Source organism: Burkholderia sp. BCC0044, assembly GCF_902832955.1.
Taxonomy (GTDB): Bacteria; Pseudomonadota; Gammaproteobacteria; order Burkholderiales; family Burkholderiaceae; genus Burkholderia.
In genome coordinates, this window is record NZ_CADFDO010000003.1 from 1,160,435 (window position 1) to 1,179,161 (window position 18,727).

Here is an 18,727-nt window from a genome sequence, read left to right on the forward strand (position 1 = left end):
GTCGTCGTGAAGAAGGGATCATCCGCCGAGCGCGCCGCGGTTCTTCCACAGCAGCGCGAGGAAGAACGGCGCGCCGAGCAGCGCGGTCAGCACGCCGAGCGGAATGTCGGCGGGCGCGGCGATCGTGCGCGCGGCAAGATCGGCCGCGAGCGTCAGCAACGCGCCGAGCAACGCGGCGCCGGGCAGCACGATGCGCTGGTCGGGGCCGCACGCGAGGCGCACGCAATGCGGCGCGACGAGCCCGATGAAGCCGATGATGCCCGCGCACGATACGAGCGCGCCGACCGCGAGCGCGACCGCGACGAGCACGCGCCGCTTCAGTCGCTGTACGGGCACGCCGAGATGCAGCGCTTCGGTTTCGCCGAGTTGCAGCGCGTTCAGCGCATCGCGTTCGCGCACGAGCAGCACGCAGCCGAGCGCGACGCACGGCGCGACGGCCGCCAGCGTCGACCACTGTGCGCCGCCGAGGCTGCCGAGGCTCCAGAAGGTCAGCGAGCGCAACTGCGCGTCGTCGGCGACGAACGTGAGCAGCCCGATCGCCGCGCCGGCCAGCGCATTGATCGCGATGCCGGCGAGCAGCAGCAGCGGCAGCGCCAGCCGGCCGCGCGACGCGGCCAGCCGGTAGACGAGCGCCGCGACCGCGAGCCCGCCCGCGAACGCGGCAACCGGCAATGCGGCCGCGCTCGCGTGCGCGGCAAAGAGCGCGGGGCCGAGCACGATCAGCGTGGTCGCGCCGAGCGCGGCGCCGCTCGATACGCCGACGAGCCCCGGATCGGCGAGCGGATTGCGGAACAGCGCCTGCATCGCGGCGCCGGTCGCACCGAAGCCGCCGCCGACCAGCAGCGCGAGCACGACCCGCGGCGCGCGGATGTCGAGCAGCACCGCGCGCGCCTGCTGCGCGGCCGCGTCGCCGCTCAGCGCGGCCCAGGCTTCCGCCAGCGGAATGCGGTATGCGCCGACGCACAGCGCGACGACGGACATCGCGCCCACCAGGGCGGCGAGCGCGGCCAGGACGAACGGCGCGAAGCGGCGCGACGTGCCGAGGCGCGCGGCGCCTGAGCGTGAGGGCGGCGACGGCGCGTTGAAGGGTGAAGCGTGAGCGGGCATCGGGTCGATCCGGAATCAGGCGAGCGCATCCGACAGGCGTCGATGCAGGGTCGTGACGGCGAGCGGCAGGCGCGGGCCGAAGCCGAGCAGGAACAGCGCGTCGAGCGACACGACGCGCCGCGCGCGGCCGGCCGGCGTCGCACCGAAGCCGGGCGTCGCGAGCAGCGCGGCGTGGCCGCCGACGGCCGCGAGCCCTTCGTCGGAGATCAGCACGACGTCGGGCGCGGCCGCCGCGAGCGCCTCGGTCGTCAGCGGCTTGTAGTGATCGAAGCCCTGCATCGCGTTGCGCGCGCCCGCGTAGCGGATCATCGCGTCGGCGGCCGTGCGCTGGCCCGCGACGAGCGCCTGGGCGCCGGTATGGTTCAGCACGAACAGCACGCGCGGCGGTTGCGCGCCGCCGGGCACGCGTGCGGCGACCGCGTCGCGCGCGGCTTGCCAGTCGCGATCGAAACGCTGCAGCAGCGCGGTGCCGGCGTCGCGCACGTCGAGCGCCTGCGCGACGCCGGTGATCTTCGCGCGCACCGATTCGACGTCGTGACGCTCGCCGAACGTCGTCACCGTGACGCCGGCGCCTTTCACCTGCGCGATCGCCGTCGGCGGGCCGGCTTCCGCCGATGCGAGCACGAGATCGGGCCGCAGCGACAGCAGCCCTTCGGCCGACAGCGCGCGCTGGTAGCCGACTTTCGGCAGGCGCTTCGCGGCGTCGGGATACGTGCAGGTCGTGTCGGCGCCGACGAGCCGGTAACGCGGCGTCTCGGCGCCACCGAGCGCGAACGCGGTTTCCGCCAGCGCGCCGCCGATCACGATCACGCGCTTCGGCGCGGCCGCCGCGGCCTGGGCGAGCACGCCACCGGGCAGCGCGCCCGCGAGCGCACCGGCCGCCGCGCCGCCCAGCAGCGTACGGCGGCGCGGATCGAACGGCCGCGCGCTCATCGCGCGGCCCCGCGTGCGGCCGCCGGCAGCGTCGCGACGAGCGCGCGCCAGTCGTCGCGTTCGACCTTGCCGGGCTTGCGCTCGCCGAACAGCAGCGCGACGTGGTCGCCCTGCCGGTCGAACAGTTCGAGCGACGTGACGATGCCGTCGCTCGTTGGCTTCCTCACGACCCAGGCGGCGGCGATCAGGTCTTCGCGCACATGCAGGTTGAAGCCCGGATCGAGGACATTGATCCACGCGCCGACTTCGCGCACGTTCGCGACGGGGCCCGTATGGATCTGGATCATCCCCGCGTTGCCGACGAACACCATGATCGGCTGGCCGCTTTTCGCCGCGTGTTCGAGCACGTGGCGCAACGCATGCGCGGTTTCGACCGGATACGCGTAGTGCGGATCGGCGAGGCGCAGCGCCTGCAGGCGGCTCACGCCGAAGCGCTGCGTGATACCGAAGAACTGGTGCGTGTCGGTCATCGCGTTCCATGCGGCGCGAAAGCCGGCGACGTTGATCTCGCTATCGGCGCGCTCGGGCGTTTTCGGCGCGGCGGGCACGACCGCGAGGCCCGGCTCCTGCGACGGCGCACGCCAGCGTGCGACGAACGCGTCGTATGCGGCGTGATCGCTGTGCGCGCGCAGATAGACCTTGTGGATCGCATGGCCCTGCGCATCGAAGAACTGCAGGCTCTTCAGCGGGCCGTGCGCGGTCTCGTCGCGCACCGCGAACGCCGACACCCAGTGACGATAGAAGATGCGCAGGTCGATGTCGCCGAGCGCGAGCCCGACCGGGCCGTCGTGGCTCATCTGCGCATATTCGCCATCCTTTTCGTGGACGGCCGTGTCGTTGCGCGTGAGCGCCATCACGCGGCCGAGGCGCGGCATTTCCTCGAACATCGCCGGAAAGCGCGCGTCGAGCCGCACCACGTGCTCGCCGACGAACGCGGCGAGCGCCTCGCCTTCGCTGACGCCGAGCGCCTGCGCGACGTCGCGGTTGCGCAGTTGCCGCTCGGTCTTGAGCTTGACGAACGCGTCGCGCAGCGCGGCGGCCGCGCGGGCCGGCGTGGACGATTGACCGGGAAGGGCGGAATGCATCATGTCGGAGTCCTTCGAGTAACGGTTGGGGTAGGCGCGGTGGCAACGCGCATCAGAAATCCACTTTCATGCTGACGGCGACCGTGCGGCCGGGCGACGAATACGCATCGAGCACCTGCGCGTCGGACGCGAGGCCGCGGACGTCCGACCAGTTCCAGTACTTGCGGTCGAACAGGTTGCGGATGCCGATCGTCGCGCTCACGTGCTTGTTGAAGCGGTAGCCGCCGCGCAGGTCGACGACGAATGCCGACGGTGGCGCGAAGCACGACGTTCTCGCCCCCGGGCACGCGTTCGCCGGGACGTCCTTGTCGCGTTTGGCGGCCTGGAACAGCAGGTCGGTCTGTACGAACCAGCGTTCGCTCGGTTCATACCGCACGCCGAACACGGCCGAGAACGGGTTGATCGTGTCGAGCGGCTGGCTGGCCGCGCCGTTGTCCTGCGTCGAGCCCTTCGTGAAGGCCATCGCCGTCTTCAGCGTGATGCCGTTCGGCATCACCCATTCGGCGCGGCCTTCGAGGCCATGGATGCGCGCGTCGGCGAAGTTCACGTACTGGAACACGAACGGGTCGACCGGCCGGCCGCTGCCCGCGATCGTCGTGCGCGAGATGAAGTTGCGGTAGCGGCCGGTGAACGCGGCCGCGCTGTAGCGCACGACGCCGTAGCCGGTGCCGGCCTTGCCGCGCAGGCCGGCTTCGAACGTGTCGCTGGTTTCGGGCTTCAGGTTCGGATTGCCGATCGACGTGTAGCCGTACACCGGGTTCGAGAAGCTGCTGTTCACCTGGTCGGGCGTCGGCGCGCGGAAGCCGTGCGCGTACTGCACGTACGGAATGACCGCGGGCGTGATCTCGTAGAGCACGGCGACGCGCGGCGACAGTTCGTTCGCGCTCGTCGACACGGCCTTGCCGGTGAACAGCGGATCGTTTTCGGTGGGGCTCAGCCGATACGTGTCGAAGCGCAGGCCCGGCGTGACGAGCAGGCGGCCGTAGCCGATCTGGTCCTGCACGAACGCGCCGAACAGCGTGTAGTCGGTGTCGGGGAACGCCTTGTTCGGGAACGCTTCGCCGACGCCCGGCACCGTGCCGTCGCGCAGGTTCGTCACGCGCGACAGGCTGCCGTCGACGCCGACCAGCAGCTTGTGCGCGAGCGGGCCGGTCGAAAAGCCGCTTTCGGCGAACGCGGAGCCGCCGAACGTGCGTTCCTTGTACTGGTTGTCGCGCGAACGCGAGGGCAGCCTGCCGCGCGTCTCGAACGCGTACTGGTCCTGCTTCGCGTCCTGGTAGTAGAACTGCACGTGTGCGGTCTGGAACCACCGGAACGTGTCGTCGCGGAAGTCGTAGTCGACGCTGAAGCGGTTGCGCTCGAGCCGGTCGTTCGTCGTGAGGCCGAGCGTGGCCGGCGCATTGATCGCCGACAGCACGTCGGTGCTCACGCGCCGCTGCACCGTTTCGGCGGTGAACTTGATCGTGTCGCGCGCGGTGGGCGTCAGCACGAGCTTGCCGAGCAGCGATTCCGAATACACGTCCTGCGGGTTCGACGTCGTGCGCAGCGTGCTCGCCGTGTTGTTGCCGCCGCGCGTGTCGACCTCGTGACCGCGCCGGCCGTCGGCGATGATCATCCCCTGGATGCGATCGTTGCCGCCCGCGGCCGACACGGTCGCGCCGATGCTGCGATCGGTCGAGTCGTAGCTCGGCCGGAACGAGAAGTAGTAAGGCTTGCGGTAGATCGACAGCAGATCCTTCGGGTCCTTCGTGATGAAGTTCACCGCGCCGGTCAGCCCGTCGCTGCCGTAGAGCGCCGACGCCGGCCCGCGCAGGATCTCGATGCGCTTGAGCGTGTCGAGATCGGCGTAGTCGCCGCGGCCCGCTTCGAGCGGGCCGAACGAGAACGCGTTCGGCAGGCGGATGCCGTCTTCCATCAGCAGCACGCGATTGCCTTCGAGGCCGCGGATGTTGATGCTCGAATCGCCGTCGCGGCCGCCGCCGAGCGCGGCGCTGCCGGGCCGGTACGCGGTGCGGCGCACCGTGACGCCGGGCTCGTAGCGCAGCGCGTCCTTGATGTTGGTGACCTGCTGCTCTTCGAGATCCTCGTCGGTGATCGCCGACACCGACGCCGCCGTGCGGCTCGCCGCGGTGGCGGTGCGGGTGGCCGTGACGGTGACGGGGTCGAGCAGCGCCGCCTCGCCGCGCGCGGACGCGGCGGCGGTGGTCAGGACGGCGGAAGGCGGAGTGGCGCCTCGCGGCGACGAATCGGCGTGAGCCGGGGCGGCGGACAGGCCGAACGCGCCGAACAGCGCGGCACAGATCGGCCGCCGCGCCAGCGTATAGCAATGCACAGGTGGTCTCCCATTGACGATAACAAGCCCGAAGGCTGGCTGGGCGACGCGTTCACCTGGCTGGCCCGTTTGCGCGCGACATGCGGCAAGCGGCGATTTGAAAGGTAACTGACAACATTACCAGTGTAAATGAGAATCATTATCGATACAAGATCGCAAAGCGGCCGATACGAGTGAGCGCTCGCATGTAGGGCTCGCGCGAGCCGTGACGGAAATTTGAGAGAAACGGGCCTAAGCCAGCGCTTCGATGCGAATCAGCAGATTGCGCGCATGGGCGACGAACGCGTCGTGCGTCGCGCGATCGGTGTGGCTTTCGATCCCGGCCTGTTCGGCGAACGCGATCTGATCGGTGTAGAGCTCGACGAGCGCACGGCGTGTGTCAGGGGGAAGCGCGCGGATCATCGACACGATCAGCAGTTCCTGCGCGCGAAGCATGCCGGACAGCGATTGAGCGTTCATGCTGGCCTCCTCGGACGATGCGGCGGCGAGCCGCTCCTTCCATACTAGGCGGTCGGCGTCTGCCGTGGCGGCGCGATGCGTGTGTCGCGGTGGCACGCGATTCGCCGGGAAGGCCGCGCGAGCCGATGCTCGCCGCGGGCGTGCGGCCCGCGCGAAGCCAAGCGTGCGCGCATGCGAATGGAATCAGCCGGCAGCGGTGGCGGACTGCGCATCGCGCACGACCTGCGCGACGCGTTCGACGAACTCGGCATCGACGCTCGACAGCGCTTCGCGCTTGCCGTCGGGCATCTCGACCATCAGCCGGTACGTGATGTCCTGCGTGACCCACGACAGATAGCCGACGACGACGAGCATCACGCCGACCACGAGCGCGGCGCTCGATGCGCCGATGCCGCCCGCGACGGCGATCGCCGCGCCGATCAGCGAGATCAGCGACGGCACGACACGGTTCTTCGGGATCTTGACGACGTCGACCTGGCGGATGTCACGCAGTGCGAATACCTGACCGGCGGCCGACAGGCCGTTGCGCGTGACCATGACGCCACGTTCGTTGAATGCGTTTTCCATCGTGTGTTGCGTGGACGAAAACGCGCAGCGTAGCAGGTTTCGTTGCCGCGTCAAACGAGACCGACTGCCGCACGAGGCGTGCCGCGCGGCCGATAGACGGGAAGCGGATGGAACGGGAGCGTATTCAGAACTGCAGCCGGCCGTCGCCGTAGAGGCGGCCCGGCACGTGCGACGCGACGACCTCGGCGATCTCTTCGTCGGTCGATTCGGCCGGCACGATCTGGCGCCGCGCGGGTGCGTCAAGATGCATCGTCCACTCGACGAGGCGATACGGACGGCCCCAGGGCCGCTGCATTTCCACCGAGACGCGGCAGCTCTGGACCGGCAGCGAGTGTTGGCACGTCAGAATCGCGTGCAGATGGCTGAAAACGGTATCTTCGATCATCGTGGCCTCCGATCCTGTCTTGTGGGCAGTTGATGGCGGTGCCGTAGTGGTGTCTCAAAAAAAAAGCCGCCGATGCTCAGGCGGCCAACAGGGGGGGTGGAAGTATCCTCTCAGCCCAGAATTAAGCGAAACTTAAAAGCCCATAAAAAAGCGCCCCGCATGCAGCGGGGCGCTTCTTGCCGTCCTGATCCGCGCGTGACGCGGCCAGTTAAGCGGATGCTTTAGAACTTGTGACGGATACCGATACGTGCGGCGATCTGGTTCTTCGAACCCGTGCCCGACGTATTGAAGTAGCTCGTGCTCGAACCGATCTGCGCTTGCACGCCCTTGCCCGAAGCCTGCTGGTACACGACCAGGCCGTACACGTCCGTCCGCTTGCTGAGTGCGTAGTCGGCGATACCGTTGACCTGGTTCCAGTGCCACGAGTTGCCGTTCTGCGTCGCGTTCGTGTACGTGTAGCCGAGGCCGCCCGACAGGGCCGGCGTGAATGCGTACTTCGCGCCTGCTTCATACGCGTTGTAGAACGTGCCGCCCGCGCCCGACACCGTCGAGAACTGCGTACGCGTCCACAGCAGCCATGCCGTCGCCGGGCCCCAGACGTAGCGGCCACCCACGCCGTACGTGCGCAGATCGCGGACGTTGCCGGTCGCAATGTTCGCGATCGTCGTCGAGAAGGCCGGCGTCGACTGGCTCGGGAAACGGATGTCCGTGTACGCCGCGCCGACCGAGACCGGGCCGTTCGCATAGTTCAGGCCGAAGCTGTATGCGCGCGACGAGCCTGCCGTCGTCGTCGTGCCCGACGTCGTGGCCGGTGCGCCGGCGAAGTCGGTCGAGTTCGAGAAGCCGTACAACGCGCCGAACGTGAAGCCCGAGTAGTTCGCGCTCTGGAACTTCACGGCGTTGTTGATGCGGCTCGACGTGAGCTGGTCGAGGTCGTTCACGTGGTACGCGTAGTTACCCGCGACCGTGTTGCCGCCCGTCGAGTAGTTCGAGCCGAGGATGTCGGTCGAGAACGAGTACTGGCGGCCGAACGTGACCGTGCCGTATTGCGACTGGCTCAGGCCGACGTAAGCCTGGCGGCCGAAGATCGCGCCACCCTGGCCGATCGTGCCGTTGCCGCTGTTGAAGCCGTTTTCGAGCACGAAGATCGCCTTCAGGCCGCCACCGAGGTCTTCGGTGCCGCGCAGGCCCCAACGGCTGCCCTGGGCCACGCCGTCGTCGTACTTGAACAGCTTGCCCGTACCGCCGTTGGCGGTCTTGCTGTGGTTCACATAGCTGATACCGGCATCGATGACGCCGTACAGGGTCACGCTGCTTTGTGCGTGCGCCGTGCCGGCCGTTGCTGCCAGGGCGGCGAGGGTCAACAGTTTCTTGTTCAAAGGATTCTCCGAGCGAATAAATGGCGTGTCCAGTTGCGGTTCCGGCGCTCTCTATGGGCGCTTTCACGGACCGGCGCAACTTTATCGGCGGGCCACGTAATGAATATGACAGTGACTGTCATATGAAGAATGTGTGGTGCCGATGCGACACCGAATTCTGCCCGGTTGTGCCATTGGGGGTTATACCGAATTCGCCTGTCGTTCGATTCCGAACAGGAATATGCACATGAAATAAGCTTGGTTGATCGCGTTCGGGGCCCTATGCCACGATCCGTCCTCCAACAAACGACACGGGACAAGAGGACACCACATGCGACGTTCGATTCTGACCGGCCTCGGCGCACTCGCCGCCGCGTTGGCATTCGCCGCGCCCGGCGCGCACGCCGACTCCCAAACGCTGAAGATCGGCACGATGAGCGGCCCCGACGCGCAAATCTGGACCGAAGTGACGAAGGTCGCCGCACGCGAAGGCCTCGCGATCAAGGTCATCGAATTCAACGACTACGTGCAGCCGAACGCGGCGCTCGATGCGGGCGACCTCGACGCGAACGGCTTCCAGCACCAGCCGTTCCTCGACAGCCAGATCAAGCAGCGCGGCTACAAGATCGTCAACGTCGGGCTCACCTACACCGCGCCGATGGGCTTCTATTCGAAGAAGATCAAGTCGCTGAAGGATCTGCCGGTCGGCGCGAAGGTCGGGATCCAGAACGATCCGTCGAACGGCAACCGCGCGCTCTTGCTGCTGCAGAAGTACGGCGTGATCAAGCTGAAGCCGGGTGTCGGCGCGAACGGCGTGAACGCGACGCCGCTCGACATCGCCGAGAACCCGAAGAAGATCAAGATCGTCGAGCTTGATTCCGCGCAGTTGCCGCGCGCACTGCCCGACGTCGATGCCGCGTCGATCAACACCGACTACGCGGTCAAGGCCGGGCTCACGCCGGTGAAGGATGCGATCGCGATCGAGGATCTGCGCGGGCCGTACGCGAACCTGATCGCGGTGCGCGCGCAGGACAAGGACAAGCCGTGGGTGAAGAAGCTCGTCGCGGCCTATGAATCGGACGACGTGCGCAAGTTCATCGACCAGAAGTTCGGCGGTGCGATCGTGCCGGCGTTCTGAACTTCCTTCGCATGTAGCGCGCCGGCCGTGCAGCGTCGGCTGCCGACGCCCGCTCCGGAAAGCAAATCGCCCGCGCAAGCGGGCGATTTCGTTTGATGCAGCCTATGGCGTGCGATCGCGTGCGATGCGCGCCGCGGCCCGGCGTGCGGGCCGCGCGCCCAGCAGGCTCAGGCCGACAGCAGCGAACCGGTGCGGATCGCGGTCGCGCCGGCGATCCGCGCGACTTCCATGCCGGCCGTCGCGAAGCGCACGACCTGGCGCGCGTACAGCACGCCCGACACGCTGCTCTTCAGCGTGACGACGCGATCGGTCAGCGGATCGACGATGTCGGCCACGGCTTGCCCGGCCTCGATCATCGCGCCGACCGGGGTACGGAATACGATCACGCCCGACACGGGCGCGACGAGCGGATCGGTGCCCGCGAGCGGCGTGGCCGGATGCGCGAGCGGCGGCAGCGGCGCCGGCGTGCCTTCGACGATGCCGCGCTCGGTCAGGTATTCGACGATCGCCTGCGCGTCCTTTTCCGCGAACTCGTACGACACGTCGCGTTCGCTGCGCAGTTCCACCGTGACGGAAATCGCGCCGTTCGGGATCGGGAAGCGATCGCCGAAGCGGCTGCGCAGATCCGACCAGCAGAAGCTGTGGATTTCGTCGAACGGGTTGCCGACCGAATTCAGCGCGAGCAGCGACGCCTTTGCATCGAGATAGCGCGCCAGCGGCTCGACGTCCGCCCACAGATCGGGATTCGTGTAGAGGTGCATCACCGCATCGCTGTCGCAGTGCAGGTCGAGCACGATATCGGCGTCGAACGACAGCTTCTGCAGCGCGAGGCGCTGCGAGTCGAGTTCGGTGCGCGGCTTCTGTTCGTCGAGCGCTTCGCGCATCGCGCCGCGCACGGCGGCGAGATTGCGCTGCGCGTCGTTCGTGAGGCGGCTTTCGACGTGCGGCAGCACGAGCGCCGCGAGATCGTGGAAATTGCGGTTGAAGTTCTGCATCGAGCCGAGCTCGAAGCGGCCGAGGTGATCGCCGAACACGTGTTGCGACAGGCCGATCGGATTGGGCACGGGCACGATGACGACTTCGCCTTGCAGCTTGCCGGCCGTCTCGAGCGCGGCGATCTTGCGGCGCAGCAGCGTGGCGACCAGCATGCCGGGCAGCTCGTCCGCGTGCAGCGACGACTGGATGTAGACCTTCTTGCCGCCGCGCGGGCCGTAGTGGAAGCTGGTGATCTGGCGTTCGGTACCGACGGCGGGGGAAATCAGCGGATGGGTCTGCGTTTGCATGATGAGGGGAGTGCGGCGCAGCCGCGAATGATCCGTGTGCGTGGAAGATCGATTGTACGTTGCCTTCCTCGCCGCCATCAAACCGGTGCCAGGCCACGCGGTTTTCCGTTGAGAATCATCAGGTTGGCGCGGAAAAAATAACGCCGCCCGCGCCGGGCGCAAAAAAAACGGGCTCCGTTGCGGAGCCCGTTTGCATCGCGCCGAATCGCGCGTCGTTCAGCCGGATTACTTGCCGTAGACGTCGAAATCGAAGTACTTCTTCGCGATCTTGTCGTACGTGCCGTCCTTGCGCATGCCGGCGATCGCGCCGTCGATCTTCGTCTTCAGGTCGGTGTCTTCCTTGCGCAGGCCGATACCGGCGCCGTTGCCGAGCGTCTTCGGATCGTCGAGGTCCTTGCCGGCGAAGTCGAAGTTCGCGCCGCGCGGCGTCTTCAGGAAGCCGATTTCAGCCTGCACCGCGTCCTGCAGCGCGCCGTCCAGACGGCCGGAGATCAGGTCGGCGTAGACCTGGTCCTGGTTCTGGTAAGGCACCACGTTCACGCCCTTCGACGCCCAGTACGTCTTCGCGTAGGTTTCCTGGATCGTGCCCTGCTCGACGCCGACCGACTTGCCCTTCAGCGATTCGGCCGTCGGCTGCAGGCCGGCGCCCTTCTTCGTGACGAGGCGCGTCGGCGTGTTGAACAGCTTCGCCGAGAACGCGATCTGTTCGGCGCGCGCCGGCGTCATCGACATCGACGACAGCACGCCGTCGAACTTGCGGGCCTTCAGCGCCGGGATCATCCCGTCGAAGTCGTTTTCGATCCACACGCACTTCGCGTTGATGCGGCGGCAGATCTCGTTGCCGAGATCCACGTCGAAGCCGACCACCTTGCCGTCGGCGCCTTTCGATTCGAAAGGCGGGTAGCTTGCGTCGACGCCGAACCGCACGGTCGACCAGTCCTTCGCGTATGCACTGCCGGCCGATACGGCGAGCAGGGCCACGGTCACTGCCGCAAGAATCTTTTTCACTCGGTGACTCCTCGTTTTGTTCGATGGGTGCGCGGTTGTGCCGCGCCGTAAGCCTTCGGCCCGTCGCGGCTTCGCGTCGGACAGTCCGTTTCGCCCGCCCGATGGGGGCGCGCGACGTGCGGAAGATTATCAAGACAAAATACCGGCAGGGCGCCTAGGACAAGCCCCGATACCGGGCCCGGCGGCGGCGCGTCGGACGCACCGCCGTTTCACACACAGGAACGATTCAGCCGAGCGTTTCGTTGACCGCGCGTTGCAGGCACGTGGCGAAATGCGACACGGCGGGCGTGGGCAGCAGGTCGCGCCGCGCGATGATCGACAGGTCGAAGCGCGGCATGCTTTCGTCGAGTTCGGCCGTGCGGATGCCGAGCGGCGCGACCATCGCGGCGAGCGGGCGCGTGAAGCAGCCGATCACGTCCGAACGCGCGACGAGCCCGAGCGTCACCGCGAACGACATCGGCGAGCGCAGCAGACGTTTCGGCAGCGGCAGCCCGTGCGCCTCGAACATCCCGACCATCACGCTGTGCGGAAACTGCTCGGCGCCGACGGTGACGATCCACTCGGCGTCGAGCAATTCCTCTAACCGGCGCGCATGCGCGAGCGGGTGGCCGTCGCGCATCACGATCGTGAATTCGGTCGACAGCAGCGGCAATTGCGTGAAATCGCGGTCGAGCGCGGGCACATGGTGCATCGCAGCGATGTCGAGCGTGCCGTTGCGCAGTTGCGCGAGCGCGTCGGGCACCGTCACTTCCTCCAGATGCAGGCTGACGTTCGGCATCGACCGGCGAAACGCCGTCACCGCGTGCGGCAACGCGGTCAGCGCGATCGACGGCATCGTGCCGACCGCGACGCGGCCCGACATCTCGCCTTTCACCTGCTCGACGGCCTCGACCGTGCGGCGGACGTCGCCGAGCAATTGCTCGGCGCGCGGCAGCAGCGCCGCGCCGCAGGCGGTCAGCTCGACGCCGCGCACGCTGCGCACGAGCAGTTCCGCGTTGAGTGCCGTTTCGAGCTCGCGGATCGTATGCGTGATCGCCGGCTGCGTGACGCCGAGCTCGCGCGCGGCGGCGCGCAGGCTCTTCAGGTGCGCGGCGGAGACGAACGCCTGGAGCTGCGCGATGTTCAGGGGATTGCGGATGCGGGTCATCGGTCGGGTCCGGTTGGCGCGAAAGGGGGCGGCGGGTTCAGGTGGCGAGCGCGATGAGGGTCACGCGTCGGCGCGCGCGCGGAACGCCTGCCGGTAGCGCTGCGGCGACGTGCCGACGATGCGCGCGAAGCGCTCGCGAAACGCGGTGACCGAACCGAACCCGGCTTCGGTCGCCACATGTTCGATCGACAGCTCGGTCACTTCCAGCAACTGCTGCGCATGCCGGACGCGCGCGGTCTGCAGCCATTGCCCGGGCGACGTGCCCGTCTGCTCCTGGAAGCGCCGGGTCAGCGTGCGCACGCTCGTCGACGCCTTGCGCGCGATCGCGTCGAGCGTCAGCGGCTGGCGCAGGTTCGCGTGCAGCCAGTCCATCAGGTCGTGCAGCCCGTCGCCGCCGGCCGGCCATTCGGGCGCGATGAACTGCGCCTGCCCGCCTTCCCGCACGCGCGGCGCCACCGCGCTGCGGGCGGCGTCGACGGCGACCGCCGCGCCATAGTCGGCCTGGATCATGTGCAGGCACAGATCGAGGCCGGCCGCCGCGCCGGCCGAGGTCAGGATCCGGCCGTTGTCGACGAACAGCACGTTCGGGTCGACGTCGACGTTCGGATAGCGGCGCGCGAGTTCGGCGGCCGCGAGCCAGTGCGTCGTCGCGCGCAGGCCGTCGAGCAGCCCGGCTTCCGCGAGCACGAACGCGCCGCTGCAGATCGACGCGATCCGGCATCCGCGCGCGGCCGCCGCGCGCAGCGCGTCGAGCACGCGGCGCGACGTGGGCGCGAGCGGCACCGACGTGCCGGGGACCATGATCGTATCGGCGTCGGCCAGCGCAGCGAGGCGAAACGGCGGGCGCAGCTCGAACAGGTCGCCGCCGACGCGCGGCTGCTCGCTGCACACGCGTACACGGTAGGCCTGCGCGACGTCGGGCGCCCGCACGCGGGCGAACGTGTCGCAGGCGACGCCCAGATCGAACGGGACGACATCGGGCAACGCAAGAACGGCGACCGTGTGCATGGCGTGTGCGGCCGTGGCCAGAATCCGTTGAAAGATGTCATTCTAGCCAATGGCTCGAACCGGCACCACACGCGACAATCGCGGCGGACCCACCCGGAGCCCTGCCGATGAAACAAGACGATCGCAACGCGTTGCGGAACCTGCAATACCTGTCGCTGCTGGAGGCGACCACGCTCGTCGCGCTGGTGTGCGTGGCCGTGCCGCTCAAGCATCTGGCCGGCTATCCGGTCGCGGTATCGATCATGGGCCCGGTTCACGGCATCGCGTTCGCGATGTACGTGTGGGCGGTGGTCGGCACCGCGTCGAGCGGGCTGTGGAGCAAGGGCGAGGTCGCGCGGCTCGTGCTGTCGGCCGTCGTGCCGTTCGCGGGGCTGGCGAGCGCCGGCTGGATCGCGCGCAGGCGGCACGCGCAATGATCTACCTCGTGCTGAAGGCCGTGCATCTGGTCGCCGTCGTCACGTTCGTCGGCGGGTTGCTGTTGTCGTCCGTCGCGGTGCGTATTGCGAACCTCGCCGTGCATCGCGCGGTGCGGCGCTGGGATCGCACGATGACGGCGCCCGCGCTCGCGATCGTGTGGATCGCTGGCATCGCGCTCGCGCTGAGCGGTCACTGGTTCGGCGCCGCGTGGCTGTCGGTGAAGCTCGCGATCGTCGTCGCGCTGTCGGTGCTGCACGGGATCCTGGCCGGCACGCTGCGGCGCATGGAGCGCGACGATCTCGTCGTCGTGCCGGCGCCGTGGCTCGGGCACGCGGCGGGCGCGGTGATCGTCGCGATCGCGATCGTCGTCGGGCTGGCCGTGATCAAGCCGTTCTGATGCGGCGAATCAGGCCAGCGCGATCTCCACCGCCGCCAGCGTGCGACGCCGGATCCAGCCGCTGCCCAGCCGGATCGCGAGCCAGTATGGCGTGAACAGCCAGCGCGTGCGCGTGCTCGGGCAATGGACGAAGGTTTCGGTGCGCAGGATGTGCGCGCCCGACGCGAGCCCGACGACCTCGAAGCGGAGCACCAGCTTCGCATCGCGCGGATCGTCGTGCCGGACGAACGCGTCGGCATCGGCGACGGGGCGCACGTCGGGCGTCGGGCGCCAGAAGCGTCCGACGAGGCCGAGCGACAGCGACGTGTCGTCGCGATGGAGCGGCGTGAAGGAGTCGAAGCCGAAGCGTGCGCGTTCGGGGCGGGCCGGCGCGTTGCGCAGTGCGCCGGCGATGGCCGCCGGGAATTCGCGCACCGTCAGCAGCGTGTCGATGACGGGATCGGCACGCATGTCGAGCGAGGCGACGACATCGATGATGCATGCGGGCGGCGCGTCGATCGGTTGCGATTCGTGTACTTCGTGGAAGCCGAACGACGGAATGAACGGCGGCTTGCGCGCCGAGGCCCGGGTGGTCGATTCGGAGACGATGCCAAGCGCGTTCATCGCGACTCCTGAAGGGGCAAAACGCGATCGTAGCACCGCGCGCGAATGGGTGTCGCGCCGCTTTCGCGAAGCGCGTCGCGCCGCGGCGCATCGACAAAAAAAGCCTGGAAACTCGCGTTCCCAGGCCGGAGACCATCAACGATGGTGGAGGAGACGGTGCCGTCCCGATGCGCGCCGTCCTTCTGCGGGCGACGTCGCGCAGGTGTCGCGCTCAGATGGCCCAGCCGCCGAGATAGAACGTGACGAGCACGGCCGCGATCAGCACGGTGCCGACGTTGAGCTTGCGGAATTCGCCGCTGGCGATGCGGCCGATCACGAGCGTCGAGAAGCCGAGCATGATGCCCGTCACGATGTTCGCGGTCAGCACGATGAACACCGCGCACACGAGGCCCGACATCGCGTCGACCATGTCGTCCATGTGCAGCTTGCTGACGCTGCCGAGCATCAGCAGCCCGACGTACATCAGCGCGGGCGCGGTCGCATACGACGGCACGAGGCCCGCGAGCGGCGAGAAGAACATCACGACGAGGAATAGCAGGCCGACCACGGCGGCCGCGAGGCCCGTCTTCGCGCCGGCGGCCACGCCGACGCTCGACTCGATGTAGGCCGCCGCCGGCGCGCCGCCGAGAAAGCCGGAGAAGATCGAGCTGAGCGAATCGGCGGTCAGCGCGCGGCCGCCGTTGATGATGCGGCCGTTCGCGTCGAGCTGGCCGGCCTGGCCCGCGACCGCGCGGATCGTGCCGGTCGCGTCGAACACGGCGGTCATCACCAGCGCGAGCACGCTCGGCAGCACGGCCATCGACAGCGCGCCCTTGATGTCCATCGCGCCGATCAGCGACGCGTGGCCCGGTGCGCTCAGCGACGGCAGCGCGAAGATGCCGCGGTATTTCACGCCCGGATCGAAGATCAGGCCGAACACCGAGATCGCGATCACGACGAGCAGGATGCCGCCCGGCACGCGTCGCTTTTCGAGGCCGAAGATCGCGGCGAGCCCGACGACCGACATGATGACCGGGAACGCGGTGATCTGGCCGAGCGACACCGGCAGGCCGGCGCCCGGGTTCTTGATCACGAGGCCGACGTCGTTCGACGCGATCAGCAGCAGGAACAGGCCGATGCCGATCCCCGTGCCGTGCGCGACGCCCGCGGGCAGGTTGCGCAGGATCCACGAACGCACGCCGGTGACCGAGATGCCGGTGAACACGAGGCCCATCAGGAACACCGCGCCGAGCGCGACCGTCGGAGGCAGCCCCTTGCCGAGCACGAGCCCGAACGCGGTGAACGCGGTCAGCGAGATCGCGCAGCCGATCGCGATCGGCAGCTTCGCCCACAGGCCCATCAGCAGCGAGCCGAACGCGGTGGTGAGGCACACCGCGACGAACACGGCGCTCGTGTCGAAGCCGGCCTTGCCGAACATGCCGGGCACGACGAACACGGAATAGACCATCGCGAGGAAGGTGGTCACGCCGGCAATGATCTCGCGGCGCTGCGTGCTGCCGCGCGACGAAATGCCGAAGTACCGGTCGATGGCGCCGTTGGCGCCCAAGCCGGTTTCTTCCGCGCCGACGCCGACCGTCGGCTGCACCGGGGTATCACTCATGAGCTTGCTCCTTTATCAGCATGCTGAAACGGCTCGTCGCGAACCGTCGTCAGGGTGTCTCGTATCTGGTTGGATTGATCGGCAACGTCGTGGGGACGCATGACGCGTGATGCGTGTCGTTACGTGCGAATCGAAACGATCGCGAGGATGTCGCGTCGTGCGACGCGTTGCGGTGTCGATCCCGTCACGTGTGCTTTGCCGTAGCGAAGGTTAGGCGAGCGGCCCATCACGTCCCATCGGGGGACGAGCATGCAGCGCATGTCGCAGCGCTTATATCGGCGTGCAACGGGGCTCCGTCGCGCCGACACGCGTGTATACGCCTAGTTCGAATCCGTTAAGGCGACTATTTGAATGCAGGGTCGGCGGGCCGGGCGGGGCATTCGATATTACGAACGGCTTTCAAGGTGGCCCGGGAGGCCGGCGCGTGTGCGCGGTGTCCGTCCCGGCGCGGCGCGGCTTTCAACTGTGCGCGAGATGCGCGAGATAGGTGCAGAACATGTCGGCCATCGCATCCGAATACGCGTCGATTTCCGCCGATGTGCGCGCGGTTTCGGAGAACGCCTTGCCGCCCGTCGTGAGCGTCGTCAGAATCAGTTCGCACGCGATCGCATGCATGGCGTCGGACACGTCGGGCAGCGCTTCGCGCATGAACGCGCTGAACGCCCGGTTGCCCTCGGCCTTCACGTCCTGCGCCTCGGGGGCGTCGCGATAGAGCGGGGCGGCGTCGTCGAGCGCGGTCCGCATCGGCGCCTCGTCGCATTCCGAACGGATGAACGCGTGGACGGCAGTGCGCAGCCGCTCGGGCGGCGTCTTCTGCGTGTCCTGCAGGATTGCGCACAGCATGTCGTGCGTCTGCCGCCACTCGTCGTGCTGGAGCCGGAACAGCACGGACGCCTTGTTCGGGAAGTATTGGTACAGCGAGCCGACGCTCACGCCGGCCCGCTCGGCGACGCGCGCCATCGTGAAGCGCTGCGCGCCTTCGCTCGCCAAAACCTGAATAGCCGCCTGCAGGACGTCCTCGACGAGGCGGGTCGAGCGCGCCTGCCGAGGCTGCTTGCGCGTGGCGATCGGGGCGTTTCGGCGGTCGGTCATGGGCGGTTTGCCAATGCGAATAGTAAAACCTGAATAGTTCGTCATATTCTAGTCGGGTGCAACGACGCACTCAACCCGATACCGGAGATATCGCATGACCACCCTGATGCTCGACCCGCTGGCTTCGCTGCTGGCGCGCCTGTTCGACGAAGCCGACGCATCGTCGCCCGCGACGAGCCCGGCCTTCGCCAACGTGTCGCGCGACGAGCAAGCGCGGCTGATGCGCAGCAAGACGGACTACGCCGAGCTGTATGCGCGCCTGAAGGACTATCCGCTTCCCGTGTCGCGCGAGACGGGCACGCTGCTGTACATGCTCGCGCGCAGCGGCGGCGCGAAGACAATCGTCGAATTCGGCACGTCGTTCGGCATTTCGACGCTGCATCTCGCGGCCGCGCTGCGCGACAACGGCGGCGGCCGGTTGATCACGAGCGAGTTCGAGCCGTCGAAGGTCGTGCGCGCGCAGGCCAACCTGGCGGCGGCCGGCTTGGCCGATCTCGTGGAGATTCGCGAAGGCGATGCGCTGCGCACGCTGGCTGCCGATCTTCCGGATTCGGTCGACCTGCTGCTGCTCGACGGCGCGAAGGCGCTGTATCCGGAGATACTCGCGCTGGTCGAGCCGCGGCTCAGGGCGGGGGCGTTCGTCGTGGCCGACAACGCGGAATACAGCCCCGACTACCTTGCTTACGTGCGTGCGCCGGAAAACGGCTATCTGTCCGTGCCGTTCGGCGGCGACGTCGAATTGTCGATGCGGACACGCTGAGCAGACGGAACGAGGGTGTCGACGATTTCACGCTTCCCTGTATCAAAT

General features: G+C 68.1%; 19 protein-coding genes. 4 read left to right on the forward strand and 15 right to left on the reverse strand.

The window, feature by feature from the left end:
* Positions 1-18: 18 nt before the first annotated feature.
* From HWX14_RS22205 to HWX14_RS22240, 8 genes are all read right to left on the reverse strand, one after another.
* Positions 19-1,107 (reverse strand): iron ABC transporter permease, encoded by a 1,089-nt coding sequence (locus HWX14_RS22205; RefSeq protein WP_175884501.1) that lies wholly within the window; start codon positions 1,105-1,107, stop codon positions 19-21.
* Positions 1,108-1,122: 15 nt separating this feature from the next.
* Complete coding sequence (locus HWX14_RS22210; protein WP_175884502.1) at positions 1,123-2,040, reverse strand: helical backbone metal receptor; 918 nt, start codon at positions 2,038-2,040, stop codon at positions 1,123-1,125.
* On the reverse strand, positions 2,037-3,128 hold the full coding sequence (locus HWX14_RS22215; RefSeq protein WP_175884503.1) for a ChuX/HutX family heme-like substrate-binding protein: 1,092 nt from the start codon (positions 3,126-3,128) through the stop codon (positions 2,037-2,039). Before HWX14_RS22215 ends, HWX14_RS22210 begins: the two co-directional genes overlap by 4 nt.
* Positions 3,129-3,177: 49 nt before the next feature.
* On the reverse strand, positions 3,178-5,457 hold the full coding sequence (locus HWX14_RS22220) for a TonB-dependent hemoglobin/transferrin/lactoferrin family receptor (RefSeq protein WP_175884504.1): 2,280 nt from the start codon (positions 5,455-5,457) through the stop codon (positions 3,178-3,180).
* 231 nt (positions 5,458-5,688) lie between these two features.
* Complete coding sequence (locus HWX14_RS22225; RefSeq protein WP_175884657.1) at positions 5,689-5,916, reverse strand: hypothetical protein; 228 nt, start codon at positions 5,914-5,916, stop codon at positions 5,689-5,691.
* 183 nt (positions 5,917-6,099) lie between these two features.
* The gene (locus HWX14_RS22230; RefSeq protein ID WP_175884505.1) at positions 6,100-6,483 is read right to left on the reverse strand and encodes a DUF6232 family protein; all 384 of its coding nucleotides are present in this window, start codon (positions 6,481-6,483) and stop codon (positions 6,100-6,102) included.
* Between the two features lie 124 nt (positions 6,484-6,607).
* Positions 6,608-6,868 carry a DUF2866 domain-containing protein gene (locus HWX14_RS22235; protein ID WP_011548992.1) on the reverse strand — a complete coding sequence of 87 codons (261 nt, stop codon included), beginning with the start codon at positions 6,866-6,868 and terminating at the stop codon, positions 6,608-6,610.
* Between the two features lie 221 nt (positions 6,869-7,089).
* Positions 7,090-8,247 (reverse strand): porin, encoded by a 1,158-nt coding sequence (locus HWX14_RS22240; protein WP_175884506.1) that lies wholly within the window; start codon positions 8,245-8,247, stop codon positions 7,090-7,092.
* Between the two features lie 310 nt (positions 8,248-8,557).
* Here HWX14_RS22240 and HWX14_RS22245 point away from each other — a divergent pair, with 310 nt between their 5' ends.
* A complete protein-coding gene (locus HWX14_RS22245; protein WP_011694873.1) occupies positions 8,558-9,364 on the forward strand; it encodes a MetQ/NlpA family lipoprotein in 807 nt (268 codons plus the stop codon).
* Between the two features lie 167 nt (positions 9,365-9,531).
* Here the strand turns inward: HWX14_RS22245 and HWX14_RS22250 are convergent, their stop codons facing one another.
* From HWX14_RS22250 to HWX14_RS22265, 4 genes are all read right to left on the reverse strand, one after another.
* Entirely contained in the window at positions 9,532-10,647 is a 1,116-nt protein-coding gene (locus HWX14_RS22250) for a succinylglutamate desuccinylase/aspartoacylase family protein (protein WP_175884507.1), read from the reverse strand.
* A gap of 225 nt (positions 10,648-10,872) precedes the next feature.
* Positions 10,873-11,655: an ABC transporter substrate-binding protein gene (locus HWX14_RS22255; RefSeq protein ID WP_124548619.1), complete on the reverse strand. Its 783-nt coding sequence runs from the start codon at positions 11,653-11,655 to the stop codon at positions 10,873-10,875.
* A gap of 226 nt (positions 11,656-11,881) precedes the next feature.
* Positions 11,882-12,802: a LysR substrate-binding domain-containing protein gene (locus HWX14_RS22260; protein WP_175884508.1), complete on the reverse strand. Its 921-nt coding sequence runs from the start codon at positions 12,800-12,802 to the stop codon at positions 11,882-11,884.
* Between the two features lie 60 nt (positions 12,803-12,862).
* Positions 12,863-13,810, reverse strand: coding sequence for a helix-turn-helix domain-containing protein (locus HWX14_RS22265; RefSeq protein ID WP_175884509.1), 948 nt, complete (start codon positions 13,808-13,810; stop codon positions 12,863-12,865).
* A 107-nt stretch (positions 13,811-13,917) separates the two neighbouring features.
* Between HWX14_RS22265 and HWX14_RS22270 the strand changes: the two genes are divergently transcribed.
* Entirely contained in the window at positions 13,918-14,226 is a 309-nt protein-coding gene (locus tag HWX14_RS22270; RefSeq protein WP_089470733.1) for a DUF3817 domain-containing protein, read from the forward strand.
* Positions 14,223-14,624 (forward strand): CopD family protein, encoded by a 402-nt coding sequence (locus HWX14_RS22275; RefSeq protein WP_175884510.1) that lies wholly within the window; start codon positions 14,223-14,225, stop codon positions 14,622-14,624. Before HWX14_RS22270 ends, HWX14_RS22275 begins: the two co-directional genes overlap by 4 nt.
* Positions 14,625-14,633: 9 nt before the next feature.
* Here HWX14_RS22275 and HWX14_RS22280 read toward each other — a convergent pair whose 3' ends face one another.
* From HWX14_RS22280 to HWX14_RS22290, 3 genes are all read right to left on the reverse strand, one after another.
* The gene (locus HWX14_RS22280; protein WP_175884511.1) at positions 14,634-15,227 is read right to left on the reverse strand and encodes a hypothetical protein; all 594 of its coding nucleotides are present in this window, start codon (positions 15,225-15,227) and stop codon (positions 14,634-14,636) included.
* 211 nt (positions 15,228-15,438) lie between these two features.
* A complete protein-coding gene (locus HWX14_RS22285; RefSeq protein ID WP_244130296.1) occupies positions 15,439-16,827 on the reverse strand; it encodes an NCS2 family permease in 1,389 nt (462 codons plus the stop codon).
* 459 nt (positions 16,828-17,286) lie between these two features.
* The gene (locus HWX14_RS22290; protein ID WP_175884512.1) at positions 17,287-17,964 is read right to left on the reverse strand and encodes a TetR family transcriptional regulator; all 678 of its coding nucleotides are present in this window, start codon (positions 17,962-17,964) and stop codon (positions 17,287-17,289) included.
* Between the two features lie 49 nt (positions 17,965-18,013).
* On the opposite strand from HWX14_RS22290, the gene HWX14_RS22295 reads away from it, so the two are divergent.
* On the forward strand, positions 18,014-18,679 hold the full coding sequence (locus HWX14_RS22295) for an O-methyltransferase (protein WP_175884513.1): 666 nt from the start codon (positions 18,014-18,016) through the stop codon (positions 18,677-18,679).
* Positions 18,680-18,727 lie beyond the last annotated feature (48 nt).